29 protein-coding genes are annotated in these 25,719 nt (G+C 72.7%); 12 read left to right on the top strand and 17 right to left on the bottom strand.

Annotated features, from left to right (window positions below; all coding sequences use genetic code 11):
* Positions 1–24 precede the first annotated feature (24 nt).
* Both GCL72_RS00905 and GCL72_RS00900 read left to right on the top strand, forming a co-directional pair.
* Positions 25–1,056: a 6-phosphofructokinase gene (locus GCL72_RS00905; RefSeq protein WP_153142868.1), complete on the top strand. Its 1,032-nt coding sequence runs from the start codon at positions 25–27 to the stop codon at positions 1,054–1,056.
* Between the two features lie 107 nt (positions 1,057–1,163).
* Positions 1,164–1,883 (top strand): GNAT family N-acetyltransferase, encoded by a 720-nt coding sequence (locus GCL72_RS00900; protein ID WP_153142826.1) that lies wholly within the window; start codon positions 1,164–1,166, stop codon positions 1,881–1,883.
* A 127-nt stretch (positions 1,884–2,010) separates the two neighbouring features.
* Here the strand turns inward: GCL72_RS00900 and ygfZ are convergent, their stop codons facing one another.
* The 4 genes from ygfZ to GCL72_RS00885 form a co-directional block, all read right to left on the bottom strand.
* Positions 2,011–3,315 (bottom strand): CAF17-like 4Fe-4S cluster assembly/insertion protein YgfZ, encoded by a 1,305-nt coding sequence (gene ygfZ, locus GCL72_RS00895; protein ID WP_460743878.1) that lies wholly within the window; start codon positions 3,313–3,315, stop codon positions 2,011–2,013.
* 82 nt (positions 3,316–3,397) lie between these two features.
* Entirely contained in the window at positions 3,398–4,015 is a 618-nt protein-coding gene (locus tag GCL72_RS00890) for a nitrobindin family protein (protein WP_153142825.1), read from the bottom strand.
* Between the two features lie 12 nt (positions 4,016–4,027).
* Positions 4,028–4,162: a hypothetical protein gene (locus GCL72_RS09915; RefSeq protein WP_255348835.1), complete on the bottom strand. Its 135-nt coding sequence runs from the start codon at positions 4,160–4,162 to the stop codon at positions 4,028–4,030.
* 44 nt (positions 4,163–4,206) lie between these two features.
* On the bottom strand, positions 4,207–5,046 hold the full coding sequence (locus tag GCL72_RS00885) for a hypothetical protein (RefSeq protein ID WP_153142823.1): 840 nt from the start codon (positions 5,044–5,046) through the stop codon (positions 4,207–4,209).
* A 155-nt stretch (positions 5,047–5,201) separates the two neighbouring features.
* On the opposite strand from GCL72_RS00885, the gene GCL72_RS00880 reads away from it, so the two are divergent.
* The 9 genes from GCL72_RS00880 (at position 5,202) to GCL72_RS09740 (ending at position 14,018) form a co-directional block, all read left to right on the top strand.
* The gene (locus GCL72_RS00880) at positions 5,202–5,912 is read left to right on the top strand and encodes a winged helix-turn-helix domain-containing protein (protein ID WP_153142821.1); all 711 of its coding nucleotides are present in this window, start codon (positions 5,202–5,204) and stop codon (positions 5,910–5,912) included.
* Positions 5,913–6,050: 138 nt separating this feature from the next.
* Positions 6,051–7,178: a mycothiol synthase gene (gene mshD / locus GCL72_RS00875; RefSeq protein WP_153142820.1), complete on the top strand. Its 1,128-nt coding sequence runs from the start codon at positions 6,051–6,053 to the stop codon at positions 7,176–7,178.
* A 261-nt stretch (positions 7,179–7,439) separates the two neighbouring features.
* Entirely contained in the window at positions 7,440–8,426 is a 987-nt protein-coding gene (locus GCL72_RS00870) for an NUDIX hydrolase (protein ID WP_153142866.1), read from the top strand.
* A 76-nt stretch (positions 8,427–8,502) separates the two neighbouring features.
* Positions 8,503–8,838 (top strand): GNAT family N-acetyltransferase, encoded by a 336-nt coding sequence (locus tag GCL72_RS00865; RefSeq protein ID WP_153142818.1) that lies wholly within the window; start codon positions 8,503–8,505, stop codon positions 8,836–8,838.
* Between the two features lie 100 nt (positions 8,839–8,938).
* Positions 8,939–9,748 (top strand): thymidylate synthase, encoded by an 810-nt coding sequence (locus tag GCL72_RS00860; protein WP_153142816.1) that lies wholly within the window; start codon positions 8,939–8,941, stop codon positions 9,746–9,748.
* Positions 9,745–10,386 (top strand): dihydrofolate reductase, encoded by a 642-nt coding sequence (locus GCL72_RS00855; protein WP_153142815.1) that lies wholly within the window; start codon positions 9,745–9,747, stop codon positions 10,384–10,386. Before GCL72_RS00860 ends, GCL72_RS00855 begins: the two co-directional genes overlap by 4 nt.
* Before the next feature lie 117 nt (positions 10,387–10,503).
* Positions 10,504–11,703, top strand: a complete 1,200-nt coding sequence (gene asd / locus GCL72_RS00850) for an aspartate-semialdehyde dehydrogenase (RefSeq protein WP_425486754.1) — start codon at positions 10,504–10,506, stop codon at positions 11,701–11,703.
* A gap of 474 nt (positions 11,704–12,177) precedes the next feature.
* On the top strand, positions 12,178–13,887 hold the full coding sequence (locus tag GCL72_RS00845; RefSeq protein WP_153142814.1) for a sodium:solute symporter family protein: 1,710 nt from the start codon (positions 12,178–12,180) through the stop codon (positions 13,885–13,887).
* A 2-nt stretch (positions 13,888–13,889) separates the two neighbouring features.
* Positions 13,890–14,018 carry a putative transporter small subunit gene (locus GCL72_RS09740; protein ID WP_010525303.1) on the top strand — a complete coding sequence of 43 codons (129 nt, stop codon included), beginning with the start codon at positions 13,890–13,892 and terminating at the stop codon, positions 14,016–14,018.
* 101 nt (positions 14,019–14,119) lie between these two features.
* Here GCL72_RS09740 and GCL72_RS00840 read toward each other — a convergent pair whose 3' ends face one another.
* The 12 genes from GCL72_RS00840 to GCL72_RS00785 all read right to left on the bottom strand — a co-directional run bounded on the left by GCL72_RS00840 (position 14,120) and on the right by GCL72_RS00785 (position 23,179).
* Positions 14,120–15,298, bottom strand: a complete 1,179-nt coding sequence (locus GCL72_RS00840; protein ID WP_246160947.1) for a UDP-N-acetylmuramate dehydrogenase — start codon at positions 15,296–15,298, stop codon at positions 14,120–14,122.
* A 24-nt stretch (positions 15,299–15,322) separates the two neighbouring features.
* Positions 15,323–16,141: an amino acid ABC transporter ATP-binding protein gene (locus GCL72_RS00835; protein ID WP_246160946.1), complete on the bottom strand. Its 819-nt coding sequence runs from the start codon at positions 16,139–16,141 to the stop codon at positions 15,323–15,325.
* A 10-nt stretch (positions 16,142–16,151) separates the two neighbouring features.
* Positions 16,152–16,940, bottom strand: a complete 789-nt coding sequence (locus GCL72_RS00830; protein ID WP_153142812.1) for an amino acid ABC transporter permease — start codon at positions 16,938–16,940, stop codon at positions 16,152–16,154.
* Positions 16,941–16,945: 5 nt separating this feature from the next.
* On the bottom strand, positions 16,946–17,911 hold the full coding sequence (locus GCL72_RS00825; RefSeq protein WP_153142811.1) for an ABC transporter substrate-binding protein: 966 nt from the start codon (positions 17,909–17,911) through the stop codon (positions 16,946–16,948).
* 169 nt (positions 17,912–18,080) lie between these two features.
* Positions 18,081–18,545, bottom strand: a complete 465-nt coding sequence (locus tag GCL72_RS00820) for a MaoC family dehydratase (RefSeq protein WP_153142810.1) — start codon at positions 18,543–18,545, stop codon at positions 18,081–18,083.
* The gene (locus GCL72_RS00815) at positions 18,542–19,003 is read right to left on the bottom strand and encodes an FAS1-like dehydratase domain-containing protein (protein WP_153142809.1); all 462 of its coding nucleotides are present in this window, start codon (positions 19,001–19,003) and stop codon (positions 18,542–18,544) included. Before GCL72_RS00815 ends, GCL72_RS00820 begins: the two co-directional genes overlap by 4 nt.
* Positions 19,000–19,293 (bottom strand): hypothetical protein, encoded by a 294-nt coding sequence (locus GCL72_RS00810; RefSeq protein ID WP_153142808.1) that lies wholly within the window; start codon positions 19,291–19,293, stop codon positions 19,000–19,002. The genes GCL72_RS00815 and GCL72_RS00810 overlap by 4 nt, the downstream gene beginning before the upstream one ends.
* A 104-nt stretch (positions 19,294–19,397) precedes the next feature.
* Positions 19,398–20,162, bottom strand: coding sequence for a sirohydrochlorin chelatase (locus GCL72_RS00805; RefSeq protein ID WP_153142807.1), 765 nt, complete (start codon positions 20,160–20,162; stop codon positions 19,398–19,400).
* A 92-nt stretch (positions 20,163–20,254) separates the two neighbouring features.
* Positions 20,255–20,719, bottom strand: a complete 465-nt coding sequence (rraA, locus tag GCL72_RS00800; RefSeq protein ID WP_153142805.1) for a ribonuclease E activity regulator RraA — start codon at positions 20,717–20,719, stop codon at positions 20,255–20,257.
* A 141-nt stretch (positions 20,720–20,860) separates the two neighbouring features.
* Positions 20,861–21,883, bottom strand: coding sequence for a zinc-dependent alcohol dehydrogenase family protein (locus GCL72_RS00795; RefSeq protein WP_153142804.1), 1,023 nt, complete (start codon positions 21,881–21,883; stop codon positions 20,861–20,863).
* A 204-nt stretch (positions 21,884–22,087) separates the two neighbouring features.
* Positions 22,088–22,447: an SDR family NAD(P)-dependent oxidoreductase gene (locus GCL72_RS09815; RefSeq protein ID WP_246160945.1), complete on the bottom strand. Its 360-nt coding sequence runs from the start codon at positions 22,445–22,447 to the stop codon at positions 22,088–22,090.
* A 72-nt stretch (positions 22,448–22,519) separates the two neighbouring features.
* Positions 22,520–23,179, bottom strand: a complete 660-nt coding sequence (locus GCL72_RS00785) for an SDR family NAD(P)-dependent oxidoreductase (protein WP_153142803.1) — start codon at positions 23,177–23,179, stop codon at positions 22,520–22,522.
* A gap of 262 nt (positions 23,180–23,441) precedes the next feature.
* Here GCL72_RS00785 and GCL72_RS00780 point away from each other — a divergent pair, with 262 nt between their 5' ends.
* The gene (locus GCL72_RS00780) at positions 23,442–24,713 is read left to right on the top strand and encodes an MFS transporter (protein ID WP_153142801.1); all 1,272 of its coding nucleotides are present in this window, start codon (positions 23,442–23,444) and stop codon (positions 24,711–24,713) included.
* Here GCL72_RS00780 and GCL72_RS00775 read toward each other — a convergent pair.
* Complete coding sequence (locus GCL72_RS00775) at positions 24,702–25,667, bottom strand: helix-turn-helix transcriptional regulator (protein WP_153142800.1); 966 nt, start codon at positions 25,665–25,667, stop codon at positions 24,702–24,704. The genes GCL72_RS00780 and GCL72_RS00775 overlap by 12 nt on opposite strands.
* Positions 25,668–25,719: the final 52 nt, after the last annotated feature.

Raw genomic sequence — 25,719 nt, 5'->3', positions numbered from 1 at the left:
CACACAGGAAGGATGAGCTGCATCATGCGCATCGGCCTGCTCACCTCCGGGGGCGACTGCCCCGGACTCAATGCCGTCATCCGGTCCGCCGTGCTGCACGGCATCAAGAGCTTCGGCGACGAGTTCGTCGGGTTCCGCGGCGGCTGGCGCGGACTCATCGAGGGCGACTACATGGCGCTGGAGCGCCAGGACGTCCGCGGCCTCTCCCGCGACGGCGGCACGATCCTCGGCACCTCGCGCACGCACCCGTACAGGCACCCGCAGGGCGGCGCGGAGAACATCGCCGCGACCATGCGCGAGCACGCCATCGACGCGGTCATCGCCATCGGCGGCGAGGGCACGCTCGCCGGGGCCCGCCGGCTCGCCGCCGACGGCCTGCCGGTGGTCGGGGTGCCGAAGACCATCGACAACGATCTCAAGGCCACCGACTACACCTTCGGCTTCGACACCGCGATCTCCATCGCCACCGATGCGATGGACCGGCTGCGCACCACCGGCGAGTCCCACCACCGCTGCATGGTCGCCGAGGTCATGGGCCGCCACGTCGGCTGGATCGCCCTGCACTCGGGGATGGCCGCCGGCGCCCACGCCATCCTCATCCCGGAGCAGAGCGTCGGCATGGAGCAGGTCACCGAGTGGGTCGAGCAGGTCCACTCCCGCGGCCGCTCGCCGCTCGTCGTCGTGGCCGAGGGCTTCATCCCGGAGGGCACCGAGGAGGCGGTCGCCGACAAGGGCCGCGAGGCCGACGGCCGGCCCCGGCTGGGCGGCATCGGCCAGTGGCTGGCCGGAGGCATCGAGGAGCGCACCGGCATCGAGACCCGCAGCACGACGCTGGGCCACATCCAGCGCGGCGGCAACCCCACCGGCTACGACCGGGTGCTGGCGACGCGCTTCGGCATGCGCGCGCTGGATCTGGTGCACGAGGAGGCCTGGGGTCACATGGCATCGCTGCGCGGCACCGAGATCGTCAAGGTCGACCTCGCCGAGGCCCTGGACGGGCTCAAGGAGGTCCCGGCCGAGCGCTACGAGGAGGCTCAGATCCTCTTCGGCCGCTGAGGCCCGATCCCCCGCTGCGATGACTCCGTGGGTCGTGCGGGAATGCGCGCGCGTTCCCACACTTTCCACGGAGTCATCCTGTGCGTCGGACGCGTAGGGTGGAGGTCATGCCGCTGACCGAGCACACCCGCCAGATCATCCGCCTGGCCTGGGCGCGCACCCTGCAGCTCGACGACTTCGACCTCGAGCGCGGCGACCCGGGGCTGCGCCTCGAGGTCGTCGACGACGACGCCGCGTCCCTCTCCTTCACGCGGCTCTTCGACCGGGCCGTGCTCTCCGGACCGGAACCGCTGCTCGACCGCGCCCGCTCCGTGCCCGACGAGCAGCTGGCCGACGAGACCCGCCTGCTGGCGCTGGCCGCCGCCGAGCACCCCGGCGCGCGCATCGCCGGCGAGACCTTCCTGCTGTGCAGCGAGGAGCCGCCCGAGGTGCCGCCCTCGCCGGTGGCCTCCGGCGCGATCTCCTTCGAGCCGGAGCCGGTGCACGCGCTCCTGGAGGACTCCCCGGCCGACGACGTCGCCGCCTCCGGGCTGCCCGCGGCCGAGTGGGCCGCGACGCTGGTCGACGAGTCCGACGGGACCCCGCTGACCGCTGCCGGACGCCGCGTGCAGCAGATGCTGCTCGGCGAGCTGGGGGTGCTCACCGCCCCGGCGCATCGCGGCCGGGGGCTGGCCGCCCACGTCGGCGCCGTCGCCGTGGAGGAGGCCTTCGTCGACGGACTGGTCCCGCAATGGCGGGCCGCAGTGGAGGCCCCGGCCTCCCGTCGGCTGGCCCACGCGCTGGGCTTCGTCGACATCGGCGCCCGCACCACGGTCACGCTGACCTGACAGCCGCGCCCACCGACAGGATGACTCCGTGGGATGGGTGGGAATGCGCGCGCATTCCCACCCATCCCACGGAGTCATCGCAGCCGGGACATAGTCGCCGGCGGCGGGGGCTGGGGGCGGGGCCTGCTCAGCGGCGCGGCGGGCGCACGAAGTCGCCCGTCGGGCGGCCCACCACCTGGCCGGCGTCGGGCTTCACGATCATCTCCTGGGCGGCAGCGTAGAAGCTCGGCGCAGGATCCTCCCCGGCCTCCGCGCCCTCGGCCGTCTCGACGCGATCCGACGCCTCGTCGCCCTGCTCCGCCGCGGACGAGCGGTTCGGATCGCGGACGACCAGCTGCGCCTCGGGGTCGACCCGGCGCTTGACCAGCGCCAGCGCGATCGGCCCCATCTCGTGGTGCCGCGCCGTGGAGGTCACCCGGCCCACCGACCGTTCTCCGGCGAGCGTCTCCGGATCCGTCGCCCCGCGCGGGGCGAGCACGTCCGAGCCGACCGCCGGCAGCGTGTGCTCGCTGCCGTCGAGCTGCAGGAAGACCAGCCGGCGCGGCGGATGGCCCAGGTTGTGCACGCGGGCGACGGTCTCCTGGCCGCGGTAGCAGCCCTTGGCCAGATGCACCGCCGTGCGGATGAGGTCCAGCTCGTGCGGGATGGCCTTCTCATCGACCTCGCGGGCCAGCCGCGGACGCCAGGCGGCCACGCGCAGCGCCTCGGCGGCGTGGACGCCGGCCAGGCTCCAGGCGGCTCCGGTCTCCAGGGCCTCGACGCCGGCGGCGAGCTGCTCGAGGGCGACGACCGTCAGATGCCAGGACCAGCCCGCCCCGGGGTGCTCGGCCTCCTCGACAGCGGCGTAGCTGGCCGCTCCGGGCCCCAGCCGCGGCCACGGGTCCTGCCAGCGGACGACCTCGCCGGGCAGCTCCTCGGGCGGCGCGGCCACGGAGCCGAGCACCGCACAGTCGCCGGTGCGGTCGACGATCTCGACCTGGAGCATGAACTTCATCGACTCCAGCCACGCGGCGAGCACGCCGCCGTGGGTGTTCTCGGTGATCAGCCAGGTCGTGGCGCCGTCGTCGACGACGGCGGCGTCGTGCTCGATGCGTCCGGAGAGGTCGAGCAGCAGCAGCTCGGTGGACTCGCCGGGGGCCAGCGAGGAGACCTGCTGCGAGGAGAGCGTGGTCAGCCAGGACAGCCGGTCCGGGCCGGAGACGGTCACCACCGAGCGGTGGGAGAGGTCGACGACGGCCTGACCGGCCTCCAGCCGACGCTGCTCGCGCACCGGGTCGCCGTAGTGGGCCGCGACGGCGGCGTCCTCGGCCTCGGCGGCGACGGCGCCGCGGCGGTCCAGCAGCGGCGAGCGCTCCTGGCCGGGCCGGTCGCCGACGTGCTCCTCGGCATGCTCCCCGGCGGGGTCGGTCGGCGGGGTCTCGGTGTCGGTCACCAGCGCTCCTGACGTCGTGGGCTCGTCGCCAGCGGATCCGGCGCCGGGCATCCTGACGGGACGCCGACGCGCGGCGTCGGGATCAGACGCCGTCGACCTCCGAGGCGGAGGCGATGCGGTCCAGCACCGCCGAGGCGTGCGGGACGGTCTCGCCGTCGACGGTCTGCAGATCCCAGCGCCAGAAGAGCTGGCCGTTCACCAGCCCGAACATGCGGGTGGCCCCGCTGTATTCCGCCGCATGCTCGCCGCGCATCACGCCGTCGGTGGCCAGCTGCAGCTGCGGGCCCTTGATGCGCCCGGTGTACAGCTCGGTGAGGCTTCCCGGATGCGCGATCGTCGCCGTGATCGGATAGGTGCCGTCGTCGACGGCCAGCTCCTCGACGTCGGAGGCGGTCTTATAGGCCGGGACCACGTCGGCGGGGTCCAGTCCGGGGCCGACGTCGGCGTCGGCGCGCGGGCGATGCAGCGACCAGAAGCCGGTCTCCACGCTCAGCGGGCGCAGTCGCGTGCCGTCCGCGTCGGAGAGCCAGCTCTGCGCGCGGTACTCGACGAACTCCAGCCCGGAGTCGCGGAAGGTGACCCGCTGGGTGAAGATCGGGTCCGACTCCTCGCCGGCGCCGAGGCGCCCCTGCCCCTCCCAGCGGCCGAGCAGCCAGTACAGCGGCGCCAGCTCAGGGGTGATGTCGGTGGGGAGCTCCATCGGTGCCACGGGTCAGCGCTGTCCCTTGTACAGGCGGGTGATCACGGTCAGCGAGATGCCGGCGATGACCAGAGCCACCAGCACGAGCAGGCCGATGAAGAAGATCTCCAGTCCCAGCAGCGAGACGTTCTGCAGTGCGATGTCCATGTCCGCGAGTCTACCGGGTCGGCTGCGCCGTCGTCAGACGTGCGTCAGACCAGCAGCAGGCGCTCGGCGAAGAAGACCAGCGCGCCCATCACCGCCACCGGGGCGGTGCCGACGGCGAACGCGGCCATCCGCCCGGCGGGCGCGCCGCGGTGCAGCAGCAGCCGCCGCATCGCCGAGACCAGCAGTCCGGCCGCCAGTCCGAGCACCACGGAGAAGAGCGCGGTCAGTTCGCCCCAGGCCAGGCCGACTCCGAGAGCGGCGGCCGCCGTGCCCAGGATGATCAGCGGCACTGCGAGGAGATCGCGCAGCGGCAGGCAGGCCAGCAGCACCGCGACGCAGAGCGCCAGCGCGGCCAGGCCGACGACGGTCAGCTCGCCGGAGGCGCCGGTGACGCCGAGCACGCCCCAGTCCTCGTAGGGCAGCGGGCTGCGGATGAGCACCAGTCCGGCGCGGTCGCCGCCGACGCCGACCAGCTCGGCGGGATACCGCAGCCCGGCCACCCAGCCGGCCGCCGTCGTCGTCACCACCACGCCGGAGGAAGCGCCGATCGTCGACTCGATCCGGTGGGGACGTCCGGTGCCGCGGACGACCTGGATGACGAAGATGGCCATCACTCCGAAGGCCAGCGCCACCGAGGACCAGAAGAACAGCGACTCGACCGCCGAGACGACGGCCGCGCCGAGCGCGGCGACGACGCCGGCGCCCAGGATGACCGCCACGAGCGAGCGGCGCGCGGCCACGCCCATCAGCTGCGGCCAGCCCAGCGAGACGACGAGGCACATCAGGCAGACCACCGCCGCGAGCACCGACGCGCCGGCGAAGGAGGAGGCCAGCAGCGCCGCCGCGGAGAGCAGGCCGGAGAGGGCCACGGGGAGGTGTTTCACAGCAGACCATCCTGCCAGAGCCGACGCGACGCGGCTCGGTCCGGCGGCGGCGCGGCTATACTCGATCCGTGCGGCACGACGGCGCCAGGCCCGCCGGCCCGTGATGTCGCCGCCCTCCGGCCGAGGAGACGACGCGAGGACAGGGGAGACCACGGATGGCCCAGGTGCTGCTGCTCACCGACACCCCCGAGGACGCCCTGCCGTCGCTGGAGCTGCTCACCCACCGGGTCCGGGTATTCCCCGCCGAGGCCTCGAGCATCGTGCGCGCTCCCCGCGCGGACATCACTCTGGTCGACGCACGCACCGAGCTCGCCCACGCCCGCTCGCTCTGCCAGCTGGTGCGGCAGTCGACGGCCGCCCCGGTGGTCGCCGTCGTCGCCGAATCGGGGCTCCCCGCGCTGAACGAGAGCTGGCAGGTCGACGACTTCGTGCTCGCCGAGGCCGGCCCCGGGGAGATCGACGCGCGCATCCGGATGGGCGCCGTCGAGGCCGCCGAGGAGGGCCACGCCGACGAGATCCGCGCCGGCGGGATCACCATCGACGAGACCACCTATATGGCCACCATCGACGGCCGGCTGCTCAATCTCACCTACAAGGAGTTCGAGCTGCTCAAGCATCTGGCGCTGCATCCCGGCCACGTCTTCACCCGGGACCGCCTGCTGCACGAGGTCTGGGGCTACGACTACTTCGGCGGCACCCGCACCGTCGACGTCCACATCCGTCGGCTGCGCGCGAAGCTGGGACCCGACCACGAGTCGCTGATCGGCACCGTCCGCAACGTCGGCTACCGCCTGGTGGTCTCCCGCGCCGACCAGGAGCCGGAGGACGGCGAGGACGCCGCGAGCGAGGACGAGCCGCGCGCCTGACCTGACGCCTGGTCCGGCGCCTGCCCCCACCTCCTGCTCCCGCCTCTGCTCCGACGCCGCCCCGCCCCGGGGATGCCCCGAGCTCGACCACGCCGGAGGCGGGCCCCGCGGGTGGTTCCGCTCCGATACAGTAGAGCCATGAGCTCCGAGGACACGACGAGCACCCCCGCCCCGACGGGATCCCCCGCAGGGAGCGCCCCGGGGGCCCCGGCCGAGATCACAGTGGAGCCCCGCTCCGCCGCCCCGGGTCCCGACCTGGTCCGCGCGCTGGAGGAGCTGGCGCGCACCGCCGAGGAGGCCGACGGCAATCCGCCCTTCTCGGAGCAGACGCTGATCGAGCTGGAGAAGGCCGGCGCGGCCGGCGCGGACGGATCCCCGCTGCGCCTCGCCGTCGCCTGGGCCTGGCCGGCCGGCGAGGGCGGACCCGAGACCACCGGGGAGCCCGCTGACGAGGCGGCAGATGAAGGGGCCGAGGACGCGAGCGCGGGGCCGCTGCTCGCCGGCGCCGGCGTCGTCGTCCGCGGCGACGCGGAGACCCCCGATGTGCTGGAGATGGTGGTCCGGCCGAATTGCCGCCAGCACGGCGTCGGCGGCCGGCTGGCCGACACCCTAGCCGCCGACGCCCTCGCCCCGGCCGCCGGACGGACGCGCCGAGCCTGGGCGCACGGCGAGCACGAGGCCGCCGTGCGGCTGGCCTCCCGCTTCGCCTGGCGCCCGGTGCGCGAACTGTGGCGGATGCGGCTGACCGCCCCGCAGGAGATCACCGTGCCGGACGCTCCGGCGGGCGTGCAGATCCGCGCCTTCGAGCCCGGCCGCGATGAGGAGGTCTGGCTCCGCGTCAATGCGGCGGCCTTCGCCGACCACCCCGAGCAGGGGCGGCTGACCCGCGAGGACCTCGAGGCCCGGATGGCCGAGGACTGGTTCGATCCCGCCGGCTTCCTGCTCGCCGAGGAGGACGGGCGGCTGCTGGGCTTCCACTGGACCAAAGTCCACCCCGCCGATCCCTCCGAGGGCCGCCACGAGCCCGTCGGCGAGGTCTACGTCGTCGGCGTGGCCCCCGAGGCCCGCGGCCGCGGGCTGGGCCGCGTGCTGACGCTGGCCGGCATCGAGCATCTGCGCTCGCGCGGGCTGGGGGCGATCATGCTCTACACCGACGCCGACAACACCCCGGCGGTGCAGCTCTACACCGCGCTGGGCTTCGCCCGCTGGGACGTCGACACCATGTACGCCCCCGCCGGCGACGCCGACGGCGACGTCTCCTCCTGACCCTCGCCGGGTCTCCCAGGGACCCCGCAGACCCCGCCTGAACGCCGCACCGCCGAGCAGCTCCCGAGGATCATCACCGACGTGAACACCACAGACCGCAGCCTCGACGACGCCGTTCCCGACATCGCCGACGACGCGCGCGCGGGCGCCTCGGCGCGCTCCGTGCCGGACGCCGCCGTCGCCGCCCCCTCGACGAACGGCACCGGGGCGACGCCGGCCGAGCCGACAGCGGCGACAGAGTCAGCAGAGCCGGCAGAGCTGATGACCCGCGTGCCGCGCCGGCGCACCACGACCTGCGCCGACGACGGCCACGACGCCGCGGTGCTCGCCGCCGGCGCCCTGTGCTGGCGGCTGAACCGCGGCGCGCTGGAAGTGCTGCTGATCCACCGGCCGCGCTACGACGACTGGTCCTTCCCCAAGGGCAAGCTCGACCCCGGCGAGACGCTGCCGGAGTGCGCAGTGCGCGAGGTCCATGAGGAGATCGGGCTGAAGGTGCGCCTGGGCATGCCGCTGCCGATCACCCGCTACATGGTCGGCAAGAGCGGCAGGATGAAGTCCAAGGAGGTCTGGTACTGGGCGGCCCAGGTCACCGAGGGCAAGCCCAAGCCCGACGCCGAGGAGACCGACGAGGTCCGCTGGGTCGCCGTCCCGCAGGCCCGCGAGATGCTGAGCAACGACACCGACCGCCAGCCGCTGGACGAGCTGGAGCGGCTCCACGAGGAGATGCGGCTGCGCACTTCCCCGTTCATCGTGCTGCGCCACGCCAAGGCCAAGCCGCGCGCCTCCTGGTCCAAAGCCGAGGGCAAGCGTCCGCTGGCGGCCACCGGCAAGCGCCAGGCCAAGGCCGTCGAGCGGCTGCTGACCGCCTGGCGGCCCCGGATGCTGGAGTCCAGCCCGTGGAAGCGCTGTGTGGAGACCGTCGCCCCCTACGTGAAGCGCCACCGCCACCGGCTGAAGTACCGCGACTCGCTCACCGAGAAGCGGGCGCTGGAGAAGCCGCAGAAGCCGCGGAACCGCACCCGCAAGTCGCTGGAGGCGCTGCAGCCGCTGCTGATGTGCACCCACCGGCCCGTGCTGCCGACGGTGCTCGAGGAGCTGCGGGACTGGATCCGCGACCCCGAGCTGCTCGAGGCGCTGCCCGCCGAGGACCCGTATCTGCGCCCGGGCGCGGTGCTCGTCGCCCAGCAGGCGGTGGACCGTTCGGGCACGATCGTCGCGGTCGAGGTCCACGACCCGTTCGACGACTGAGCCGCGGCCTCCGCGACGCGCGGACCTGCGACGTCGACCGCTGACAGCCGCCGACTGTGACGGTAGTCTCCTGGTCATGGAGCAGAAGAAGAACGTCCACCCGACGGCGCGGATGCATCTCGACGCCGACCGCGGCCGGGCCGAGCTCTGGGACACGCTCGACGGCGTCGACACCTTCATCGGATTCGTCGGCTTCGCCGAAGAGACGATCGGCGGCCAGCAGGTCACCCGGCTGCAGCACACGATCATCAGCCCTGCCCACGGCCGGAAGGGCTACGCCCGCAGCCTGGTCACGCTGCTGCTGGACCACCTGGCCGCGCAGGACGCCCGCTTCCTCTCCGAGTGCAGCTACATCGACGACTACCTGCATCGGCATCCCGAGTACCGACGCTTCCAGGCGCCGGTGAGCTGAGCCGCGGGGCGCGAGCGCGCAGACTCGTTGCGGCCGGCGTCGCCGTCGTCCCCGCCGGCGCCCGCGTCGCCTGCGGCTTCCGGACCGGTACGCTGGTGTCGTGAGCGAGACGATCCCCACCCCGTACGAGGACCTGCTGGCCGAGGTGCTGGAACACGGCACCGCCAAGTCCGACCGCACCGGCACCGGCACGCGCAGCGTCTTCGGCCGCCAGCTGCGCTTCGACCTGAGCGAGTCGTTCCCGCTGATCACCACCAAGCGGGTGCACTTCAAGTCCGTCGCGCACGAGCTGCTGTGGTTCCTCCGCGGCGACTCCAACGTGCGCTGGCTCCAGGAGCACGGCGTGCGCATCTGGAACGAGTGGGCCGACGCCGACGGCGAGCTCGGCCCGGTCTACGGCGTGCAGTGGCGCAGCTGGCCCACGCCCGACGGCGGCCAGATCGACCAAATCGCCCAGGTCGTCGAGTCGCTGCGCACGAACCCCGACTCGCGCCGCCACCTGGTCACCGCCTGGAACCCGGCCGACGTCGAGGACATGGCGCTGCCGCCCTGCCACGTGATGTTCCAGTTCCACGTCGCCGACGGGCGGCTCTCCTGCCAGCTCTACCAGCGCAGCGCCGATCTGTTCCTCGGAGTCCCGTTCAACATCGCCTCCTACGCGCTGCTCACCCGGATGGTCGCCCAGCAGGTCGGCCTGGAGCCCGGTGAGTTCATCTGGACCGGCGGCGACTGCCACATCTACGACAACCACCTCGAGCAGGTGACCGAGCAGCTCAGCCGCGACCCGCTGCCCTCCCCGCGGCTGGAGTTCGCCCGCACCCCGGAGTCGATCTTCGACTACGCCTACGAGGACTTCGAGGTGGTCGACTACCAGCACCATCCGGCCATCAAGGCCCTGGTGGCGGTATGAGCCCGAGGAGCGAACAGCCGGAGGCCGTGCCGACGCACACTGAGCGCGAGCACCCGTGGGTCGGGATGATCTGGGCCCAGGCCCGGGACCGAGTCATCGGCGACGACGGCGACATGCCCTGGCATCTGCCCGAGGACTTCGCCCATTTCCGGGCGATGACCCGCGGCTGCCCGGTGGTGATGGGCCGGCGCACCTGGGAGTCGCTGCCCGAGGCCGCCCGCCCGCTGCCCGGCCGGCGGAACATCGTCGTCACCGGCGACGCCTCCCGCGCGGCGGAGATCGAGGGAGCCGGCGCCGAGACGGCCGACTCGCTGGCGACCGGACTGCAGGTCGCCGCGGCCCCGTCGTCGGCGTCGGACGCCCGCTCGGCGGCTTCCGCCGTCCGCGACTCCTCCGGCGCCCCGGAGCGGATCTGGATCCTCGGCGGCGGGGCGATCTACGCCGAGGCGGTCGAGCGCGGCCTGGCCGACGCGGCCGTGGTCACCGTCATCGACCTCGACGTCGACGGCGACACCCGGGCGCCGCGGCTGCCGGAGGAGGACTGGCGGCTGGAGTCCTCGGATCCGGCCGACGACGGCTGGCACGTCGCGGAGAACGGTCTGCGGCACCGCTTCGAGACGCATGTGCGCCGCCGCTGATTCCCTGCTCTGACGGCGGCTGATCCCCGCTGGACGCCGCCCGGCGCCCGGGGGCGACGGCGGCCTCCGTGACGTGCGGCATGCCCCGGCGCACGGCAGTTCGTTATCCTGGGACATATGGCTTCTATGACATCGCCCGCAGTCTCCGCCCTCTCCACCGCCGAGACCCCGTCGATCGGTCTCGTCGGCTGGCGCGGCATGGTCGGCTCCGTGCTGGTCCGTCGCATGCTCGACGAGGGGGACTTCGAGCACCTCGATCCGGTGTTCTTCTCCACCTCCAACGCCGGCGGCGAGGCCCCCTCCTTCGACGGCGTCTCCCCGTCCGAGCCCACGCTGCAGGACGCCCATGACATCGAGACGCTGAAGAAGCTGCCGATCATCGTCACCGCCCAGGGCGGCGACTACACCAAGGCGGTCTACCCGAAGCTCCGCGAAGCCGGCTGGGACGGCATCTGGATCGACGCGGCGTCGACGCTGCGCATGGCCGACAGCTCGATCATCGCGCTGGACCCGATCAACCGCGACGTCATCGACGCCGGCCTCGAAGCCGGGGTGAAGGAGTTCATCGGCGGCAACTGCACCGTCTCCTGCATGCTGATGGGCCTCGGCGGCCTCTTCACCGAGGGTCTGGTCGAGTGGGGCACTGCGATGACCTACCAGGCGGCCTCCGGCGGCGGCGCGAAGCATATGCGCGAGCTGGTGTCCCAGTTCGGCGACATCCACGGCGCCGTCTCCACGGAGCTGGCCGACCCGGCCTCGGCCATCCTGGACATCGACCGCAAGGTCCTCGAGACCCAGCGCGAGGGTCTCGACGCCTCCCAGTTCGGCGTCCCGCTGGCCGGCTCGCTGATCCCCTGGATCGACGGCGACCTTGGGAACGGCGTCTCCAAGGAGGAGTGGAAGGCCGGCGTCGAGACCAACAAGGTCCTCGGCCGCGGCGACGACCTGGCCCCCGGCGTCGAGCGGCGCGGCGAGGCGATCCCCTTCGACTCGCTGTGCGTGCGCGTCGGCGCGCTGCGCTCGCACTCGCAGGCGCTGACGCTGAAGCTCCGCGAGGAGCTGCCGGTCTCCGAGATCGAGGCGATCATCGCCTCCGGCACCGACTGGGCGAAGGTCGTCCCGAACGAGAAGGACGCCACCATGCGGGAGCTGACCCCGGTGGCCGCCACCGGCGACCTCACGATCCCGGTGGGCCGCATCCGCCCGATGGCCATGGGAGGCGAGTACATCTCCGCCTTCACCGTCGGCGACCAGCTGCTCTGGGGCGCGGCCGAGCCGCTGCGCCGCATGCTGCTCATCGCCGTCGGCAAGCTCTGAGCCGACCGCCGCATCCAGGCCGGTCCGCCGGCCCTCCGACGAGGCCCCGACGTCGCAGAATCGACGTCGGGGCCTCGTCGTGCGCGGCGGGCGCGACGGTGAGACAGTGATCCTCCTCACAGGGCGAGGTGATCATCATCACTTACTCCGGAGTTTCCCGGTGCCGACTGACGACCGGCTGGACGCCCTCTCCACACCGGCTCGGAAGCCCTCGTCGACGTCGCGCGCCGCACGCCCGACCGCGCTCGTCAGGCCGAAGCAGCGTCCCGTGCGCGTCCGGTCGCCGACCGCCGCCGCCGCGCCCTGCGAGGCATCGACCCGGAGCCCGCGACGGCGGGGCCCCGCAGAATCGCCCCTCCGGCACCTCTGTAGCCTGATCCGGTATGCGCGCAGCCGCGCCGCACGCCGTCCTTCGTCCGCGAGGGAGGTCCGCGCGCTGTCCGCCGACCCTCTGCCGCCGACAGGAAGGACCCTATGGGGGAACCGGGAACGTCATTCCTCAGCTCGACCACCGTGCTGGTGATCCTCGCCGCGTTCTATGGGGCCACGCTCTACATGGCCCTGAAGATCCGCCGGAAGAAGGAGAACGCCGACGCGTACATGACGGCCGGCAACAACGTCGGCTTCGGCATCGCGGCGGCCAGCATGACCTCCACCTGGATCTGGGCCTCCTCGCTCTACGCCTCCGCCACGTCCGGATACACCTACGGGATCTCCGGGCCGATCCATTACGGACTCTGGGGCGCCCTGATGATCCTGTTCATCTACCCGTTCGGACGGCGCATCCGCAGCATCGCCCCGAATGCCCACACGCTGGCCGAGATCATGCGGGCACGCCACGGCAGCTCCAGCCAGCTGCTGCTGGCGAGCTCCAATGTGATCGGCAGCATCATCAGCCTGACGACGAACTTCGTCGCCGGCGGGGCGATCATCTCGCTGTTCTCCCCCTTCACCTTCGCCCAGGGCGTGCTCTTCGTCGCAGGGGGCGTGCTGATCTACACCCTGTGGTCGGGATTCCGCGCCTCGTCACTGACCGACTTCATGCAGCTGGTGGCGATGTTCGCCCTGATCGGCGTGATCATCCCGATCATCTTCTTCGCCGCCGACTTCCCCTCCAGCTTCCAGACGGGCGCGGAGAACCTGTCCGCCGAGCAGTCGAACTTCTTCTCCTCGGAGGCCTTCCTCAGCCAGGGCGCACCCTACATCGCGGCGGTGCTCGCCTACGCCATCGGCAACCAGACCATCGCCCAGCGCCTCTTCGCCGTGCGCGAGGACCTCATCAAGCGCACCTTCGTGACCGCCACGATCGGCTACGGGGCCATGGTCATCGGCATCGGCATGCTCGGCGTGCTGGCGCTGTACCTCGGCCTCACGCCCTATGAGGGCGACGCCAACAACATCGTCCCGCAGATGGCCGCCGAGCATCTGCCGACCGTGGCGCTGGGGCTCTTCCTGGTGGTCATCGTCGGCGCGCTCTCCTCGACCGCCGACTCCGACCTCTCGGCACTGTCCTCGATCATGATGGCCGACGTCTACGGCCAGAACGTCGCTCGCCGCGGCACGGTCGACCCGAAGCGCATGCTCCTGGTCGGCCGGGTGACGATGATCCTGGCGACGACCGCCGGCGTGCTCATCGCGAGCTTCCGGCTGGACATCCTGGACATGCTCGTCTTCGTCGGCGCGCTCTGGGGCGCCCTCGTCTTCCCGGTGATCTCCAGCTTCTACTGGGACCGGGTCACCAATCGGGCCTTCGTCACCGCCGTGCTCGCCGCCCTGGCGGTCTTCCTTCCGGTGCGCTTCGAGTGGCTGCCCGTCGACGGGGCCCTCGGGGCCCTGCTGGGCGTGGCCGTCGACGTGCTCGGCGTGCTGGGGATCGGTGTGATCATCGGGCTGATGGCCTTCGGATTCTTCGGCCTCCGCGTCGGCTGCGTCGCCGCCGTGCTGGCCGTCGTCGGCGCCTCCCCCTGGGCTCTGGGCACGCTCCACGACTACACGGTGCTCTCGGGGTCCCTGGTCGCCTACTCGGTCAGCACGCTGGTCTGCGTGCTGATGTCGATGCGCAGCGGACAGGAGTTCGATTTCAGCACCATCCATGCCCGCGTCGGCAACTTCGACAGCGCCGAGACGACTGACGACGCCGGCTCGCGCCCCGCCGAGACCGCCCCCACCGGACCGAAGGAGTGATCATGGACCTGCTGCTCAGCGTCTACGTCCTGATGTGGCCCGCCCTCGTGCTGGGCGTGCTGGTGGTCATCGCCGGCGGCTTCGCCCGCGACGCGCGCCGCGCCCGCGACGAGGGTCGTCCGATGATCTGACGCCCGGCCCGTGCGACGACAGACGAGCCCTGCTGATCCATCACCCGACGGATCTGCAGGGCTCGTCCTCTGCCGCAGGCGGCGTCGCCGGCCCGAGTCGCTCAGCGCGAGCCGGGAGCGGCCACCTCGGCACCGATGATCACCGGTTCAGGATGCAGGTCGAGGCCGAAGCGCGCGTGGACCTTCTCGCGGACGGCGCCGGCGACGGCGAGCAGGTCGCCGGTGCCGGCCGGCCCGCGGTTGGTGATCGCCAGCGTGTGCTTCGTCGACAGCGAGGCTCGACCGTCGGTCAGCTCGGCCCCGAAGCCGCGGCCGCAGCCGGAGTGGTCGATCAGCCAGGCGGCCGAGAGCTTGACCCGCCAGTCGTCCAGGGGGAAGCGCGGAGCCTCCTCCGGCAGGCCGGCGGCCATGTCCGCCGGCACGATCGGGTTGGTGAAGAAGGACCCGGTGGACCAGGTGTCGTGGTCGTCGGCGTCGAGCACCATGCCCTTGCCCGCACGCAGCGCCAGCACCTGCTCGCGCACCTGGTCCAGCGGCGCGCGCCGCCGCTCCTCCTCCAGCACGGGGTCCAGCCCCAGCGTGCGAGCCAGCTCGGCATAGCGGATCGGCGCCGAGAGAGTGTCCTCGCCGTCATGGGCGAGCCGCAGACGCAGCGAGAGCACCACGTAGCGCGGCGATCCGTGCAGCGTGGTGCGCTTGAGCACCGACTCCCGGTAGCCGAATGCCAACGCCTCCGCGTCGAGGGTGACGAGCTCGCCGGCCGCCCGGTCCCAGGCGCGCAGGTCCACCAGCGTCTGGGCGATCTCCGCGCCGTAGGCCCCGACGTTCTGCACCGGCGTCGCCCCGGCCGCGCCGGGGATCCCGGAGAGCGCCTCCAGACCGGCCAGCCGGTGCCGGACGGTCCAGGCGACGACGTCGTCCCAGCGGTGGCCGGCGGCGATCCGGACGAGGCGCGAGCCGGCGTCGTCGCTGCTCGCCTCCTCGGTCTCCTCGGCGATGCCCTCGAAGGCGAGCTGCAGCACCGTGCCGCCGAAGCCGCCGTCGGCGACCAGCAGGTTCGATCCCCCGCCGAGCACCAGCAGGCTGTCCTCGCCGGCGGCGCGGGTCTCGTCGTCGGGCAGCGGATGCGCGGCGAGCACCTCCAGCGCCTGGTCCTCGGTCTCGGCGACGATCCAGTCCCCGGCCGGGCCGCCGACCCGGGCGGTGGTGTGCTCGGCCAGATGACGGGGCCCGTCGGAGACGGCGACGGACGGTGCGGAGGAGGTCTGCAGAGAGTTCACGCGGCTCACCCTACCCGGCGCGGCTCAGTCGTCGAGGTCGACATGGGTCGGGTCGAGCACCCGGCGCAGGAAGTCCTGGGTGCGCGGCTGCTGCGGATTCCCGATGACCTGCGCGGCCGGACCGGCCTCGACCACATGGCCCTGGTCCATGAAGACCACCCGGTCGGCGACCTCGCGGGCGAAGGTCATCTCATGGGTGACCACGATCATCGTCATCCCGGCCTCGGCCAGCTGGCGCATGATCGCCAGCACATCGCCGACGGTCTCCGGATCCAGCGCCGAGGTCGGCTCGTCGAAGAGCATCAGCCGCGGGCGCATGGTCAGCGCCCGGGCGATCGCCACGCGCTGCTGCTGGCCGCCGGAGAGCTGGTCGGGGCGACGGTCCGCGAGCTCCTCGAGGCCGACGCGCCGCAGCTGGGCCATCGCCTCGCCGTCGGCGTCGGCCTGGGACTGCTTGAGCACCCGGCGCGGGGTGATCGTGCAGTTCTCCAGCACGCTCAGATGGGGGAAGAGGTTGAACTGCTGGAAGACCATGCCGATCTCGCGACGCATCGCGTCGAGGTCGACATCGGGATCCGAGGCGACGTGGTCGGCGACGGTGATCGTGCCGGCGTTGGGCTCCTCCAGGCGGTTCACGCAGCGCAGCAGCGTCGACTTGCCGGAGCCGGAGGCGCCGACCAGGCAGACCACCTCGCCGGGCTCGACGGTCATCGAGATGCCCTTGAGCACCTCGTTGCTGCCGTAGGCCTTGTGCAGCGCGGAGATCGCGACGCCGGCCGGCGCCTGCTCGCCGACGACGGCGGCGCCAGGTGCGGCATCGGGTGCGGGGGTGGACTCGGCCATGCCGGGCCTCCTACTTCTTCGTCGACGTCCGCCGCTCCATGCGGCGGGCGAGGATGGACAGCGGCACGGTGATCAGCAGATAGCAGACGCCGGCGGCGACCAGCGGGGTCAGTCCCGCCTGGTAGATGTTGATGCCGTCGCGGCCGAACTTGGTCAGCTCCGCCGCGCCGGCGGTCAGTCCGACCACGAAGATCAGCGAGGAGTCCTTGGTCAGCAGGATCGCCTCGTTGGTCAGCGGGGGCATCACGATCCGCACCGCCTGCGGGATCTGGATCGAGACCATCGCCCGCCAGGCCGGCATGCCCAGCGCGCGGGCGGCCTCGATCTGGCCCTTGGGCACCGCCTGCAGTCCGGCGCGCAGCGTCTCCGCGATGTAGGCCGCGCCGACCAGCCCCAGCGAGACGCCGGCGATCTGCAGCGAGTCGAGGTTCCAGCCGAAGGCGATGGAGACGCCGAAGCCCAGCGCCAGGAAGACCAGGATCGCCGGGATGCCACGGAAGAACTCGATGTAGCCGGTGGCCAGCCACCGGTAGACGGGGAAGCTGGAGAGCTTCATCAGCGCCAGCACCAGCCCGCCGAGCAGGCCGAGCAGGAAGCCCACTGCGGTGTAGGCCAGGGTGTTCTTCAGCCCGACGAGGAGGATGTCCGGGAACATCGGGCCGATCCGCTCGACGTCGAAGAAGCTGGTGGCGATCGCCTGCCAGTCCATGACGACGGCGAGCACGGCGACGGCGACGACGAACAGGCCGGCCTGGATCCCCAGGCTCAGCCGGGCGCGCTCACGGGTGGTCATCGCCATGCGGTTCAGCCGTCATCCTCGGTCGAGGAGTCCTCCGTCGACTCCTCCGACTCCCCGGCGGACTCCTCGGAGCCCTCCTCGGGCGTCTCGCCGCTCTCGAACCACTTGGTCTTCACCTCGTCCATGTAGCCGGAGGACTCCATCTCGGCCAGCACCTCGTCCACGGCGTCGATGAGCTGCTGGTTGCCCTCCTGGGCGGCGATGCCCAGCTGCTCGCCGGTGTCGATCTCCTCGACGAAGGTCACGCTGGCGTCCTCACCGGCCTGGTAGCCGAGGATGGAGATATTGCCCATCGCCGCCTCGACCTGGCCGGACTCCAGCCCCTGGATCAGCAGCCCGGAGTCCGGGTACTCGCGAGTGGAGTACCCCTGGTCGGTCGCGTAGGTCGCGCCGGTGGTGTCGGCCTGGACGCCCACGGTGATCGAGTCGTCGAGGTCGTCGGCGGATTCGACGCCGCTCTCCTCGGCGGCCAGCAGGCCCAGGTTGTCGTTCAGGTAGGGCTCGGAGAAGAGCATGTTGCCGGCCCGCTCCTCGGTGATGCTCATCCCTGAGATCGCCAGGTCGCAGCTGTCGGCGTTGAGCGCGACGCCGGACTGGATGCCCTCGAAGCCGGTCTGCACGACCTCCAGCTCCGCGCCGAAGGCGTCGGCGAGGCCCTGGGCGATATCCATGTCGAAGCCGACCACGTTCCCCGCGTCGTCGTGGTACTCGAAGGGCGGGTACGGCACGTCGGAGCAGACCGAGAGCGTCCCCTCGGAGGCGAGCTCGACGTCGTCGATGCTGATGTCCAGCTCGGTCTGGATGTCGGTGCTCGCCGCGGTGTCCCCGCCGGAGCCGCCGGACTCCGAGGAGCCGTCGTCGCCGCAGGCCGAGAGCGCCAGCGCGGCGACGGTCAGCGTGCCGAGGGCGGCGGCACGGCGCGGGATGCGGAAGCGGGGCTCCCGGAAGGTCTCGATCGTGGTGCTGGGCATGATGCTTCCTCTGACGATGGACGGTGATCCGTGTGCAGGCGATTATACGGCGGCGGCCGCCACACCCTGCCCGGCGAGCGGGGTGTCGCGGCGGCGTCGACCGTGGATCCGGCCCCGGGAACGCACCCGCGGACAGTCTGCAGGTCGACCGTCGGAGGCCGACGACGGCTCAGAGCTGGACGATGACCTGGGACTTCGCCAGGACCTTGGCCTCGTCGAGGGTGACGGCCAGGTCCACGCGGACGGTGGCCGCCTCGGCGTCGACCGTCCCGACGGTGCCGACGATGCGCAGTTCCGCCGTCGGCGCGTCCGGGGCGCCGGAGGCGACGTCGGGCACCGGCACCGGCTTGGTGAAGCGGGCCTGATAGTCGACGACCCGGCCGGGGTCGCCGACCCACTCGGTGACCAGGTCCACCGCCGCACCCATGGTGAGCATGCCGTGGGCGATGACGCCGTCGAGGCCGACCTCGCGGGCGAAGCGCTCGTTCCAGTGGATCGGATTATGGTCGCCGGAGGCTGCGGCGTAGCGGATCAGATCCGTCCGGGAGAGCGCGACCGTGCGGCGGCCGATCTCCTGGCCCTTCTCCACGGCGGCGATGTCGGGGGTCTGTGCGGGGGTCTGCGGGGTGCTCATGCGTCCTCCTCAGCGTCGTCGGCGCGGACCAGCAGCGAGGAGGTCACCGTGCTGCGCGCGGTCCCGTCCTCGGCGGCGACCTCGACGACAGTGGTGACCATCGCACCGGCGCCCATCACGCGGATGCGCTCCAGCCGGACGGTCGCGTGCAGCGTGTCGCCGGCCAGGATGGGGCTGTGGTGGGTGAAGCGCTCGTCGGCGTGCACGACTCGGGAGAAATCGATGCCGACCTCGTCGTCGGCGACGACGGCGGCCTCGGCGCGCTGGGCGACGATCACCGCGAAGGTCGGCGGGGCGACGAGGTCGCCGCGGCCCAGCGCGCGGGCGGCGTCGACGTCGTGGTGGGCGGGGTGGGAGGCCTGCACGGCGGTCGCGAACTCGCGGACCGCCTCGCGGCTGACCTGGAAGGGCTCGGCGGGCGGATACTCGCGACCCTCGAGGGCGGGATTGATGCTCACGTGTCGGTGTCCTTCGCGTTCTGCGTCGACGATGAGGTGCGCTCGGCGGCGAGCGCGACGCGGACGTCGCGCATCCGCACGCCGATGCTGATCAGGTGCAGCAGGATGCCCAGCCCCAGCAGCACCGCTGCCGGGGCGACGGCGTCCGCCGCGCCGGAGGCCGTCAGGATCGCGGCGACCACGCCGGCGGCGAGCAGCAGCATCCCGGCCACCAGCGTCGCCCGGTAGGCGGTGGACCCGCCGGCCCAGGGGTCCGGGGCGGAGCCCGGCGGGCGCGAGGGGCTGCTCATGGACGCTCCTGGATGTCGTCGGTGCGGACGGCCGGGCGCCGGCGGCGGCGCGACCGGAGTCCACGGTACCGCAGGCCGCCGCGCGCGTGCCGCTCGGACGCCGCTCAGACGCCGTCGGCGGCGCGGGCGGTGAGCGCCCGCTCGCCCGCGGCGAACCGGTCGAGCATGACCTCGATCAGCTGCCGCGGCGAGTCCGGAGCTCCGCCCCGGCCTTCGGGCGCGGGAAGCAGCGGCGCGGCGGTGACATCGGCGCCGGCGGAGACGAGCAGGTCCTGGAAGTAGCCCGGCGCGAGCAGGTAGCTGGCGACGACGACGCGGCGCTGCGGCCGCTCCCGGCGGGCGGCGGCGACGGCGTCGCGCACCCGCGGCTCGGCGGCCGAGAGGAAGGCGACCTCGACGTCGGCGTCCAGCCGCGCGGCGAGCCGGCGGCCCATGTCGCGGCAGTCGTCGACGGCGGCGGGGTCGGAGGAGCCGGCGGCGCCGAGGAGGATCGTGTCGGCCCGCGGATCGGCGCCGACGGCCTCCAGCCGCTCGACCAGCAGCTCGACGAGCCGGTCGTCGGGCCCCAGGGCGCCGCTGATCGTGACCTCGCGGCCGACGTCGGCGGTCTCCCGGGCGAGGTCGACGTTGACGTGGTAGCCGGCGGAGAGCAGCACCGGCACGACGACGGCGGGGGTCCCCTCGGGCAGCGCGGCGAGCGTGGCGGCGACGTCGGGATCCTGCACGTCGACGTGGCCGAGGCGGACCAACTCGGAGTGGCCGCGGCGGGCGGCCTCGGCGGCGACGTCGGCGGCCAGGCGGGCGACGACGGCCTGGCCGGCCGGGTCCGAGGTGCCGTGGGAGATCGCGGCCAGCGCTGCTCGGCTCATCGGGTGGGTCCTCTCTCGCCGGATGCCGGGGACGGTGCTGCCCTCCAGCCTAGACCTGAGAGGTCACGGCGGTGTGAACGCCGGCGGCCGGCTCAGCGTTCGACGAGGACGCCGTCCTCGTCGGCGACGAGCCGTCGTCCGGGTCGGAAGGTCACGCCCCCGAAGTCGACGACGTCGTCGACGACGCCCTGGGCGGTCTTGGTGGACTTGCGCGGATTCGACCCCAGGGCCTTGATCCCGAGATCCACAGTCCGCAGCACGGCGACGTCGCGGACCGCGCCGTGGACGACCACGCCGGACCAGCCGTTCTCGGCGGCCATCCCCGCGATCATGTCGCCCAGCACCGCGCGGTCGAGAGAGCCGGCGGCGTCGACGACGAGGACCGCGCCCTCGCCCGGTTCGGAGAGGATCTGTTTGAGCAGGGCGTTGTCCTCGTAGCACTTCACCGTGCGGATCGGCCCGGCGAAGGCCGCCGCGCCGCCGTAGTCGCGCAGCGGCAGCGCCAGCGACTGCAGGTCCTCTCCGTGCTCGTCGTAGAGATCAGCAGTGGACGTCATCGTCCCTCCTCAGGGTCGGTCAGCGGACGAGGGCCCGCCATCTCGACGCAGGGCGGACTCCTGATCGGCAGACTATCCCGCCGAGCCGGTCGTCCGCGGCGCATGTCGGCGGACGGACGACCGGCTCCGTCCCCGGCGGCTTCACAGCGTCAGCAGCACCTTGGTGGCCCGCCGCTCGTCCATGGCCCGGTAGCCGTCGGGGGCCTCCTCCAGGGGCAGGGTCAGGTCGAAGACCTTCCCCGGGTCGATCTCGCCGCGCCAGATCCGATCGATGAGGTCCGGCAGGAATCGGCGCACCGGGGCCGGGCCGCCGAGCGTATGGATCCCGGCGAAGAACAGCTGGATGCCCGGGATGTGGACGTCGAAGTTCACCCCCACATACCCGAGGTGCCCGCCGCCGCGCGTGACGCCGACGGCCTGCATGAACGACTCCTGGGTGCCGACCGCCTCGACGACGCCGTGGGCTCCGAGTCCGTCGGTGAGCTCGCGGATCCGTTCCACGCCGGCGTCGCCGCGCTCCTCGACGATGTCGGTGGCGCCGTAGTGGCGGGCGAGCTTCTGCCGCTCGGGATGCCGCGACATCGCGATGATGCGCTCGGCGCCGAGCTCGCGCGCCGCGAGGATCGCCATGAGGCCCACGGCGCCGTCGCCGACGACCGCGACGGTCCGCCCCGGCCCGGCCTGGGCCGCCTCCGCGGCGAACCAGCCGGTGCCCAGCACGTCGGAGGCGGCGAGCAGCGCCGGGATCAGCTCGGGATCCGGCTCGCCCGGCGTGGCGACCAGCGTGCCGTCGGCATGCGGGATCCGGGCCTTCTCCGCCTGCGTGCCGATGGTTCCGGCGACCATCTGGGCGTGGACGCACTTCGAGGGGAAGCCGTCGCGGCAGATCTCGCAGGTGTTGTCGGAGATGATGAAGGATCCGACGACGAAGTCTCCCGGCGCCACAGTGGTCACCGCGGAGCCGACCTCCTCGACGACGCCGACGTACTCGTGGCCCATCGGCAGGTGGTCGGCCTCTTCGACGCCGCGATAGGGCCAGAGGTCGGAGCCGCAGATGCAGGTCGCGCGCAGGGTGACGATCGCGTCGGTGGGCTCGATGATCCGGGGGTCCTCGCGCTCCTCGACGCGCACGTCCCCGGGGCTGTGCATGATGACTCCGCGCATGGGCGCAGCTCCTCTCAGTGGGTTCCCGGCCGGGGGCGGCCGGTGATGACGGTGATGGCAGTACTGTCGAGGGCGGGGCCCTCTCGCGCGGCGAGGCTCAGCCGGCGTCGCGCGGGGCGGCCCGGTGCTCCTCGTCGGTGACCGCCTCGCCCCAGTGGACGACGGCGTGGTCCGCGTCGCCCTCGTTGATGGCCAGATGGACCATCAGCCGGTCGGGGGCCGCGCCGTGCCAGTGCTCCTCATAGGCTTCGAAGAGGACGCGGCCCCGGGGCGGATGACCTCGACGGGTCCGCCGCGGCGCTGGCAGAGGCCGACGCCCTCGGTGACGAAGACCGTCTGGCTCAGCGGGTGGCTGTGCCAATGGGTGCGCGAGCCGGGCATGAAGTGGACGAGACTGGCCTGTACGCGCGAAGGGGCCGGCGCGGCGGCGACGGCGTCGCGGTCGAGGATCGCGACGTTCGCGCCTGCCTCGGCGAAGGTGCGGACGGCGGCCTCGCCCATGCCGGCACCGCCGCCGGTGACGAGGGCGGTCCTGCCGGTGAAGTCGTAGAGGGGATGGGTCATCTCTCTCCTCATGCTGTGGTCTTGCGTCCGGCGTTCCGCTCATGGCGGCCCGCCCCGGCCTGTCTGACCGGGTCAGTCATCTCCGACCACGCGGCGGAATCCGCCGGGCTCGACATGCATGCGCCAGATCCGGGCGGCGAGCGCCTCGGGCGCGAACTGCGGGTCGCCGCCGCCGATGGCACCGGGGACCACGAGCTGGGCGACGTGGACGCCGTCGACCGCGAGGGTGGTGTGCAGCATCTCGCCGTAGGCGCTCTCACCGGCGAAGGCGACGGAGGTGCCGGCCACCGCAGGGTTGGGCGTCGCGGCGCTGCCGCCGTTGACCAGCAGGATGGTGCCCCGGCCCCGCCCGGTCATCGAAGGCAGGACCTGCTGCACGACGACGACGAGGCCGAGGATGGAGAACTCGGCGGCCTCGGCCAGATCTCCGGGAGACGTCTCGAGGACGGGCTTGAGGAACTCGCGGCGCGGGATCGGGCTGTACTGCAAGACCTCCACCGGTCCGAGGTCGGCCTCAGCCGCCTCGAGCGCCCCCGCGAGGGCGTCGCGGTCGCGGACGTCGGCCGTGTAGCCGCGAGCCCGGATCCCCGCGTCCTGGAGGTCGCGGGCGAGCCGGTCGACGTTCTCCTGCGTGCGGGAGACGAGGGCGACGGCGAAGCCCTCTGCGCCGAAGCGGCGGGCGACGGCGGCGCCCAGGCCCGGTCCGGCTCCGACGATGGCGATCGTGGTCATCCTGGCTCCTTCCACCAGTGATCGGCAGGTGCTGCGGCGAGCGCGTCCGAGGACGTCCGCCCCGCCGGCATGATCCACCGTAGAGCGACCGCTCCCGCCGGAGGAGTCCCTGTCGGTACCCCCACGGGCAGGGACTCCCCGTCGGCCCGACGCCGTGGTCGCATGAATCCTGCGGCGGCGGCCGTGCCGGCAGATCTCGCCGGCTCCGGCCCCGTCGCGCCGCCCTGTCCCCTCCCGACCCCAGCGAGGAGAATCGTCGTCCATGTCGAGGACCGCACGCGAGAACCTCCGCGAGACCGCACCGGAGACTGCCGAGACCGGCGCCGAGGAGACCGAGGCCGCGCCGTCGCGGCTGCCGCGGGTGACGTACCTGCTCGCCGCCGGAGTCTTCCTGATGGGCACCACCGAGTTCCTCGTCGCCGGGCTGCTGCCGGAGATCGCCCGGGACCTCGGCGTCCCGGTGGCCGACGCGGGTCTGATGATCACCGTCTTCGCCCTCGGGATGATCGTCGGCACCCCGCTGATGGCGGTCCTGACCCTCCGGCTGCAGCGGCGGCACACGCTCACCTTGGCGCTGCTGGTCTTCGCCCTCGGGCATCTCGTCGTCGCCGTCGGCCCGAGCCTCCCGCTGCTGCTCGGCGCCCGGTTCGTCACCGCCCTGGCCACCGGAGCCTTCTGGGCGGTGGCCGCCGTCGTCGGCGCCCGCGCCGCCGGGCCGGCGCGGTCCTCCCGCGCACTGGGGATCATCCTGGGCGGCGGCATGCTCGCCAACGTCCTCGGCGTCCCGCTCGGGGCCTTCGCCGGTCAGGTGATCGGGTGGCGCGGGCCCTTCTGGGGACTCGCCGTCGTCGCAGTGCTGGCCGCAGTGCTCATCCGACGCCACGTCGCCGCCGAGGCCTCGTCGACGAGACCCTCGGTGCGGGCCGAGCTGGTGAGCCTGCGCGACGTGCGCGTCTGGCTGGTGCTCGCCGGTGCGGCAGTCGTCTGCGGCTCCTCGCTGGCGGCCTACAGCTTCATCGCTCCGCTGCTCACCGACGCGGCAGGGCTGCCGTCCTCGGTCGTGCCCCTGGTCCTGGTGGCCTATGGGGCCGGCGCGCTGGTCGGCTCCTGGGCGGGCGGCCGCCTCGGAGCCCGGCGCCCCTGGCCGGTGCTGTTCACCGCCGCGACGATGACGCTGCTGGTGCTCCTCGCGCTCGCGGCCTTCGCCAGCCTGCCGGCGGTCACCGTGCTGCTGGTCGCGCTGCTGGGGCTGTTCGGGATGTCGACGAACCCGATCCTGATCAGCAAGGCGGTCCACTACGCCGACCGGGCCCCGACGCTGGCCTCGGCGATGGCGACTTCGGCGTTCAACGTGGGCACTGCTCTCGGCTCGTGGATCGCCGGCTTCTCCCTGGAGTCTTCTCTCGGATCGGTCGGCCCGGTGGTCGTCGGCGCCGGCATCGCCGCCCTGTACTTCCTGCCGCTGGGGCTGCTGCTGGTCCGCGACCGAGCCGACCGCGGAGCCGACCGCCGGAGCGCCGCCTCAGGGACGTGACCGCGGCGTCGGGGCGTCGTCGCCGCGGTCGCCGCCTCGCTGGTCCCGCCGCGGCGTCCCGCCCGATTCCGGAGCGGCGGACTGCCCGGCCTGTTCGTCGTCACCCTGCTCGCTGGCCGCCCAGGAGGCGAGCAGCTGCATGCGCTCCGCGGAGGGCGTGGCGGGCTCGGCCGCGTAGATGGTCAGGGTCAGCCCCGGCTCCGCGGCCATCTCGAGTCCTTCGTAGGCCAGCGTCATCTCGCCGACGACCGGGTGGCGGAATCGTTTGGCCCCGCTGCCGTGATGGCGGACGTCATGCGCGCCCCAGCGCCGGCGGAACTCCTCGCTGCGCGTGGACAGCTCCCCGATCAGATCATGCAGCTCCTTGTTGCGCGGGTCCCGTCCGGCCTCGGTGCGCAGGATGGCCACGGTGACGTCGGCGACGGCGTCCCACTCGGGATGGAAGTCGAGGGCCCGCTGGTCCAGGAAGATGTAGCGCGCGATGTTCGGCGGGCGTCCCGGCATGTCGTAGACCTGTTGGTAGAAGGCCTGGGCGAGCGGATTCGCCGCCAACAGGTCCATCCGTCCGTTGCGGACGAAGGCCGGTCCCGCCGTGACCGCGTCCAGGGCCCATTGCAGGCCCCGGTGCGGAGTCCAGCGGCGGGCGCTGCGCCGACGCGGCGGACGGGCGACGGGACTGGCGGCCTGGGCGAGGTCGAACAGGTGGGCGCGTTCCGCGTCTCCGAGCAGCAGGGCTCGAGCGATGCTGTCCAGCACCTCCGGAGAGGCTCCGTCGATCGCGCCGCGCTCCAGCCGCGTGTAGTACTCCACGCTGACTCCGGCCAGCGTCGCGACCTCGCTGCGCCGCAGTCCGTCGACGCGACGATTCGTGCCCGGCGGCAGCCCCACCTGGTCCGGAGTGACCCGGGCTCGCCGCGACATGAGGAATTCGCGCACCTGCGCTCGATCGTCCATGCCGCCCACGATAGGCGAGCTGCATGTGACGGGGAGTCCCTCTCAGGGACCC

The sequence above is a fragment of the Nesterenkonia halophila genome, assembly GCF_009467795.1.
Lineage (GTDB): Bacteria > Actinomycetota > Actinomycetes > Actinomycetales > Micrococcaceae > Nesterenkonia > Nesterenkonia halobia.
Note: the sequence above shows the minus strand (reverse complement) of the source record. Positions and strands in the feature narration are given on the sequence as shown.

Coding starts and splice junctions, on each gene's coding strand:
- GCL72_RS00905 (WP_153142868.1), top strand. CDS start 25: ATGCGCATCGGCCTGCTCACCTCCGGGGGCGACTGCCCCGGACTCAAT.
- GCL72_RS00900 (WP_153142826.1), top strand. CDS start 1,164: ATGCCGCTGACCGAGCACACCCGCCAGATCATCCGCCTGGCCTGGGCG.
- GCL72_RS00890 (WP_153142825.1), bottom strand. CDS start 4,015: ATGGAGCTCCCCACCGACATCACCCCTGAGCTGGCGCCGCTGTACTGG.
- GCL72_RS09915 (WP_255348835.1), bottom strand. CDS start 4,162: ATGGACATCGCACTGCAGAACGTCTCGCTGCTGGGACTGGAGATCTTC.
- GCL72_RS00880 (WP_153142821.1), top strand. CDS start 5,202: ATGGCCCAGGTGCTGCTGCTCACCGACACCCCCGAGGACGCCCTGCCG.
- mshD (WP_153142820.1), top strand. CDS start 6,051: ATGAGCTCCGAGGACACGACGAGCACCCCCGCCCCGACGGGATCCCCC.
- GCL72_RS00870 (WP_153142866.1), top strand. CDS start 7,440: ATGACCCGCGTGCCGCGCCGGCGCACCACGACCTGCGCCGACGACGGC.
- GCL72_RS00865 (WP_153142818.1), top strand. CDS start 8,503: ATGGAGCAGAAGAAGAACGTCCACCCGACGGCGCGGATGCATCTCGAC.
- GCL72_RS00855 (WP_153142815.1), top strand. CDS start 9,745: ATGAGCCCGAGGAGCGAACAGCCGGAGGCCGTGCCGACGCACACTGAG.
- asd (WP_425486754.1), top strand. CDS start 10,504: ATGGCTTCTATGACATCGCCCGCAGTCTCCGCCCTCTCCACCGCCGAG.
- GCL72_RS00845 (WP_153142814.1), top strand. CDS start 12,178: ATGGGGGAACCGGGAACGTCATTCCTCAGCTCGACCACCGTGCTGGTG.
- GCL72_RS09740 (WP_010525303.1), top strand. CDS start 13,890: ATGGACCTGCTGCTCAGCGTCTACGTCCTGATGTGGCCCGCCCTCGTG.
- GCL72_RS00835 (WP_246160946.1), bottom strand. CDS start 16,141: ATGGCCGAGTCCACCCCCGCACCCGATGCCGCACCTGGCGCCGCCGTC.
- GCL72_RS00830 (WP_153142812.1), bottom strand. CDS start 16,940: ATGGCGATGACCACCCGTGAGCGCGCCCGGCTGAGCCTGGGGATCCAG.
- GCL72_RS00825 (WP_153142811.1), bottom strand. CDS start 17,911: ATGCCCAGCACCACGATCGAGACCTTCCGGGAGCCCCGCTTCCGCATC.
- GCL72_RS00820 (WP_153142810.1), bottom strand. CDS start 18,545: ATGAGCACCCCGCAGACCCCCGCACAGACCCCCGACATCGCCGCCGTG.
- GCL72_RS00810 (WP_153142808.1), bottom strand. CDS start 19,293: ATGAGCAGCCCCTCGCGCCCGCCGGGCTCCGCCCCGGACCCCTGGGCC.
- GCL72_RS00805 (WP_153142807.1), bottom strand. CDS start 20,162: ATGAGCCGAGCAGCGCTGGCCGCGATCTCCCACGGCACCTCGGACCCG.
- rraA (WP_153142805.1), bottom strand. CDS start 20,719: ATGACGTCCACTGCTGATCTCTACGACGAGCACGGAGAGGACCTGCAG.
- GCL72_RS00795 (WP_153142804.1), bottom strand. CDS start 21,883: ATGCGCGGAGTCATCATGCACAGCCCCGGGGACGTGCGCGTCGAGGAG.
- GCL72_RS09815 (WP_246160945.1), bottom strand. CDS start 22,447: ATGACCCATCCCCTCTACGACTTCACCGGCAGGACCGCCCTCGTCACC.
- GCL72_RS00785 (WP_153142803.1), bottom strand. CDS start 23,179: ATGACCACGATCGCCATCGTCGGAGCCGGACCGGGCCTGGGCGCCGCC.
- GCL72_RS00780 (WP_153142801.1), top strand. CDS start 23,442: ATGTCGAGGACCGCACGCGAGAACCTCCGCGAGACCGCACCGGAGACT.
- GCL72_RS00775 (WP_153142800.1), bottom strand. CDS start 25,667: ATGGACGATCGAGCGCAGGTGCGCGAATTCCTCATGTCGCGGCGAGCC.